The sequence below is a fragment of the Vibrio sp. 10N.261.46.A3 genome (genome assembly GCF_041472995.1).
GTDB classification, from domain to species: Bacteria; Pseudomonadota; Gammaproteobacteria; order Enterobacterales; family Vibrionaceae; genus Vibrio; species Vibrio coralliirubri.
Genome location: NZ_JBFRRH010000184.1, coordinates 1 through 5,568, shown reverse-complemented (window position 1 = coordinate 5,568; position 5,568 = coordinate 1). Strand labels below are relative to the sequence as shown.

At 37.6% G+C, this 5,568-nt stretch carries 5 protein-coding genes and 1 pseudogene; all 6 read right to left on the bottom strand.

Annotation, left to right across the window (positions count from 1 at the left end; all coding sequences use genetic code 11):
• Window positions 1-1,170: 1,170 nt before the first annotated feature.
• The 6 genes and pseudogenes from AB4484_RS26525 to AB4484_RS26500 all read right to left on the bottom strand — a co-directional run bounded on the left by AB4484_RS26525 (window position 1,171) and on the right by AB4484_RS26500 (window position 5,532).
• Window positions 1,171-1,509 (bottom strand): annotated as a pseudogene (locus AB4484_RS26525) (hypothetical protein).
• A 6-nt stretch (window positions 1,510-1,515) separates the two neighbouring features.
• Window positions 1,516-1,902 (bottom strand): hypothetical protein, encoded by a 387-nt coding sequence (locus AB4484_RS26520; RefSeq protein WP_372081030.1) that lies wholly within the window; start codon window positions 1,900-1,902, stop codon window positions 1,516-1,518.
• Between the two features lie 151 nt (window positions 1,903-2,053).
• Window positions 2,054-2,752: a hypothetical protein gene (locus AB4484_RS26515; protein WP_372081029.1), complete on the bottom strand. Its 699-nt coding sequence runs from the start codon at window positions 2,750-2,752 to the stop codon at window positions 2,054-2,056.
• Between the two features lie 114 nt (window positions 2,753-2,866).
• The gene (locus AB4484_RS26510) at window positions 2,867-3,364 is read right to left on the bottom strand and encodes a PH domain-containing protein (protein ID WP_372081028.1); all 498 of its coding nucleotides are present in this window, start codon (window positions 3,362-3,364) and stop codon (window positions 2,867-2,869) included.
• A gap of 385 nt (window positions 3,365-3,749) precedes the next feature.
• Window positions 3,750-4,103 carry a DUF6404 family protein gene (locus AB4484_RS26505; RefSeq protein ID WP_372081027.1) on the bottom strand — a complete coding sequence of 118 codons (354 nt, stop codon included), beginning with the start codon at window positions 4,101-4,103 and terminating at the stop codon, window positions 3,750-3,752.
• Window positions 4,104-4,764: 661 nt separating this feature from the next.
• Complete coding sequence (locus tag AB4484_RS26500; RefSeq protein WP_372081026.1) at window positions 4,765-5,532, bottom strand: hypothetical protein; 768 nt, start codon at window positions 5,530-5,532, stop codon at window positions 4,765-4,767.
• Window positions 5,533-5,568: the final 36 nt, after the last annotated feature.

Genomic DNA, 5,568 nt, shown 5'->3' with positions numbered 1-5,568 from the left:
AATAAGATTGGATTAATCCAGCCTTCTGCATAGAAAAGATAATCGATCTTACCAGTCGAGAAATCTAGAAATTCGAAACCCCGATGCTACCAACATCGGGGTTTCACCGTTTCTGAGCCCTCAAAAACGTCGTAAATCTCGCGCAATACACTGAAAATAATCAACTTTCCTCTTCCCCACTTTATCCCAATCTTGCTTGGGTGGATTAAGGGTGGACGAAAGGTGGACTTATACAGTAGTTTTTCTAACAGTAAGACTAGACCGCTTTTTCGCTAGGTTCAACACGCTAATCAAACAAAAAGACAAAACCGACTAGCATCTAGAATGTTACTTGTATGGCCTTGTACGCACTTCAAAACGAATATCGTCATCAATAATGGGACAACTCCTTTGGCATAACTAAAAATCGCTGAGAGCCGCCTATTTACATTCCTATGTATTGGACAAGACGTTACCACCGCGTAATACACTCTAGGCTAATCAAACAACACTGAAGGGCGATCAAGAAAACACTTCTAGCCTTTCGTTCATTCTTAACACCATCTTCCAGCTTAATCACTACAACTCTCATTTAATGACATAACACGCCTAAACTAACCATTAGCCAATAAACCTACTAATCCAGTATTAAGACTTTAAAGGCCTATAGGCATTCACTGATCCGCACACTCACTTTCAAAACATAACACTCGGCTTCTCTGGCCAAAAATCATGGATTCGGAATCCGAATAACAACTCGAACACACATACAAAACCATAAATATTAAAGCATTTGGGGCCAAGAATTTGTGATGGTGGGGCTCTGGTCGCATCACAAGCATAAACTCCCGCAAACCCCACCCTCGCGCACTCTAGGTGACACTTTCAGTTCACCTAGAGTGCACGGATTTAAAGAGCTAGGGAGAGATTTTATTGACAAAGTAACGTTGACACTTTTTTGGAAGAAATCTCAATCCAAATTCTAGTGCTAATTATTAAAAATAAACGGCGTTTTGAAGGAGAAAAAAACGAGTAACTCTAAGATTTTCAATACAACTCGTATAATAAAACTCGTATAAGTGAGGTTGCCGAGGCAAAATTGTAGCGGATATCCGAATTCGCGAATAAAAAGGAGGAATATTGAGATGGTTGCAGTTATGAAAAAGAAGCGGCCTGATTAGCCAAACTTCCTTAGGCTCTTCTTTCTAGAATACTCGTAATGTCTTTTTTGAGTTCCTCTGAAAGGCGTTCGAATTGTTCTGGTGCAACCAAGCCTTCCGCACATATTTACATGAGCTGGATAAATGCACGGCTTCGAGAGTGGCCATCAAAGATAGACTTCATTTGCTTTTGAGATTCTTTAGAGTGCTGACACATAAAGTTGAACCTTTCCCCTACAGGCTCTGATTCATCAGTAATCGTTTTGATAGCTTCATCTAGTTGACGAGCACAAAACACTTTCGCTGCTTCACTCTTTATTTCGCAAAAAACTTTCCAATCAGACTCTTTGATATTCGTACCAACCTCCATAAAGTGTTACTTTTTAGGGTAAAACATGACACCATAAAGAGTTGCTATATTTGGTGTAGTTACTTTAGACACCTGTTGCTCAGCCTCATAAGCATGTAGTTCCCGAACATACGCAATCAAACCTGCGACAAACATACCACCGGCCATTGCTGGAAAAGCTTCGATGAAGAGTTCAAAAACGTAAACATCCTTAAACTCTGAATTCTTTATCAGTGGTATTGGTAAAAACAACATTAATCCCATTAAAAACAAGTGTTGCTCAAATCTAGCTAGTCTACTCCAAACCACTTTCACTTTAGGAAACGACTTATATAACTCCCAAAGATTAAAGCCTACATAAACAACTGGAATCAAAGCAAAAATAACAACTACTACTAAAGTAACATAGTCCATAATTATCTCTATTATCCGTAAAAACATAAAGCACGGTTGGAGTGTAAACAACGCAATTCCAAAGCTGCTGTGTACCACCTTAAACACAACAACACATCGTATAGTAAAAAATATCTAGTGCTGTGAATCACTCTTAAAGAGAGTGTTAATCCTAGAGTTTACCTGATGCCCATTTCTTTCTACCTTCGGACAATGGGTAATATTCTTTACTTAAATAATCTTTTTCCATCTCGAAGATCGTCACTTTTTTAGTTTCTCCACCTTTATATGAAACTCTCGTTAACTGGCTATTTTCACCTCTATCTATCCATAATTCATCAAATTGCTGAATCACTGACTCAAAGAAAAAACAAAATTTAAGTCTTCTGTTCTTATCTTTACTTTTACTAGGAAGAAAATTAATCAAAGTTGCATAAATGTAGGGTAATAAGTTCGGCTCTAGATTCGCATACGCGTACACTCTAAGTTTTTTAGCTTGATCTAGTATTAGAATGAACTCTTTAAAGTCAAGGAAAGGAACTATTTCATTTAACCGCCCCCAGATTTTGTCTATGTTTTCACTGGCGAACTTTTTATTTCTAGCTTCAGCAATAGGGTCTGCTTGAGTTGGTGTTTTTGATATGTATGGTCTTGCCGAAGGATCTTTGGTTGGGCAAAAATCACTATCAATGTGATAAAAGTGGCCATCATCTTTTTTATGCCCACTTCTAACATTCATTCTTCTTTTACAAACTGGACATCGGCCGCCTAGCCAATTGTTAGGTAATTGATACCCTTCCTCTGCTGCTAATATAACATAATCAGAAAAACTAATAGGTCGATTGTTATTAGGGTGTAAAACTTCGTTCATTCTATAATCCTATCCTAAAAAACATCACACCAGATTTATAGGTGAGTATATGTGTGCCAAATTGTAGCGAAGCGAAAATGGCACACGTGTTGAAGCGTTTATTATGCCTTTGCTCTATTGAGCAACTTCTTTGGAGCTTGTGATATCTAAAACTACAGATTTTGCATCTAATATTTGCTTACGAACCGAAAAAGGATCTTCTAAATAAAGCATTGCTACCGTTGTTGTTCCAGTACCTGAAGAAGCTATACTCCCATAGCCAAAAATCCTTCCAAATAGTGATTGCCTAACAAGCAAGCCTTCGCCTTGTTCTAGCGGTATTTCAAAGGTATTTCTCGATATTAGCCCTGTTTTACCGATAACCCTTTGGCTTGTGACCACAAACTCTGAAGAAATAGAATAGACAACATATATGACACATTGAAACAACATCACCAGCACTATAAATGCCATAAATATGTAGCCAAAGTTGCCTATTAAACTAACCAAATAACAAAGCGCTACTGTTAGTATAAAATATGCTAACAAAGGTTTTTTAGATATAGAGGCAATGAAGCTTACACTTTCATCGGCCCTTAGTTGTTGATTCAAGAATTTACTTATATTTGCCATACTGACTCCGTTCATTTTAACACTAAAGCATTAGGCTATAAGTAAGCATGCGCACATACAATCAGTAAGCTAATTCTTACAAGCAATTTGGGATTCACAACAAACTATGTGCGTAGAGTCATAACATCATGTTATGACATAATCAATCAAATAACAAAGCCGTCGAGTCAAAACAGTTGCGACTCTTCACTCTTTATTTCACAAACGAATTTTCAATTAGAATCCATAAAGCGTCACTTCTTAGTGATAGAAAATGACAATACATAAAGGCGTGAGCGATACTAATAACCAAAATAAACAGAGCGCTGTAAACACGAAGCCCAATCTTGGATATAAAGTTTCCAGGCACTGAAAGCCTGTCTTAAACACTTGTTAGGTTTTGGGCTTATTCTTCCAATGAACCCCAATCTGTTAGATTTAATTGCTTACGTCTAATGTAGTAGAAGGTTGCCATAACAAAGCCAAACAAAGTGCCAGCAAGTAACGAGGTGAAAACTGCTTCTAAAACTGGTTTACCTAGCTCGTTCCACACGAAAAACCATTGAAAGATCCCCCATACAGGAGCAAAGAAAGTCACACAAAGCATCACGTTTGCAAAATAACTTTGGTAATAAGGTGGCGGAAAACACATTCCAAGTTTACGTAGCCAATTTACAATTAGTGGATTGTAGTTCGACTTCCAAACGCCTTTTTCATTTAATTCTTTGTGAGCAAGTCGTAGCTTCGCTTCATAATCCATGATCTAAAATCCTCGAATTAGATGTTTCCCGCGGAGAAACCTAACGCCCAATTAAGGGGTGAGCAACGCAATACCGAAGCTCCCGCATACCACCTTAAATACTAAAACCAACGCATGGTGAAAATGCCACGCGTTGCGAATCCCTCTTGAACAGTTTGTTAGGTGTTTTTTGCAGCTTACACCGAGAATCACCACCAAATACGCATTTTCTATTAACCAAAAAAATCTAATTTTTTTTCGCCAGTAAATGCCAGCAAAATCACCAGCCTATCCAGTGAATAGCCAGCAAACGCCAGAATATAGCTAAAAACCTTAAATTACAGCAAGTTATGAAGAATTGACAACCATAACACGCACTCCTAACATCGATCTAAAGCCACTATCGGAGATGAAAAATGCGTGAATATACAGAGCTACTTTTGTTAGGTTTAGCTGTCGTTGAAAAGGCAGTTCGCTTAATAAAGCTATTAAAAACTGGCGGTAAGTAAACAAACACAAGCCAAAGCTAATTTTACATAAAAAGCCGGTCATAAACCATCTGACCGGCAAGTTTAACCATAAACACCTAACGCCGCGTTAAGGTGCGACAAACAAGTGTGCCATACTTGAGCGAAGCGAAAACGGCACGCGTTTGGAGTCACTCTTAAACGCTTTGTTAGAACTATGATTCCACTTCTACACGAAAGCTATGACTAAGCTCAGGGTAGTTAAACGGAACAAGTCGATCAAAGCCATATTTTTGCGACAAATATTGTTCTAATTCTTGTTTGTCTTTTCGATTAACTGCCCCATTAACCACATATGCGAATTTCTTTTGCTCCAAATAAATTGGGTCAACTACCCCCTTATGAAACAGCTCAACTAAGCTACTTTGTTTAAAGTGTTCATAGTTAGGAGATAAAGGGTTTAAACACAGTTGTCCTTCAGTTTCTGAAAAAATGAAACTGGCATCAAGAACGTCTCTTTGATTATAGAAATCGCTATTTTCGTAAAAATAGCATGTTTTAGGTGGAACATAGTTATCCCCTAAATTCATTAATTCGACCGTACCATACAGTGAAGATTTAAACTGATCTCGCTTTAACTCGCCACTTAAACCAGTAGCTTCAAATACAATGATGCAGAAATCGGCACTAAATTTTTTCTTCTGTGCAAGCAATTGCTTAGAGGCTGATTTAATAATATTTGAATTGCGATTTGTTCTTTGAACAACATTGAGCTGTTCAAAAACAGAATTTTTATCAAATGCATTATTTCTTGTTTTAATCAGTTCATCAGAGTCAAACTTCTGCTTTAGTTCAAGAAGGAATGTATGTTTTCCATCATTCAGTAAGAAGTCGGGTGACTTCTCATTTGACTCTGGTATTTTTTCAATCTCAAAACCACATGCTTTAAAGAAATTGAGAATAGAATTTTCTGATGTACTCATATATTTCCTAATAGTTCTAACGCCGCGTTAAGTGGT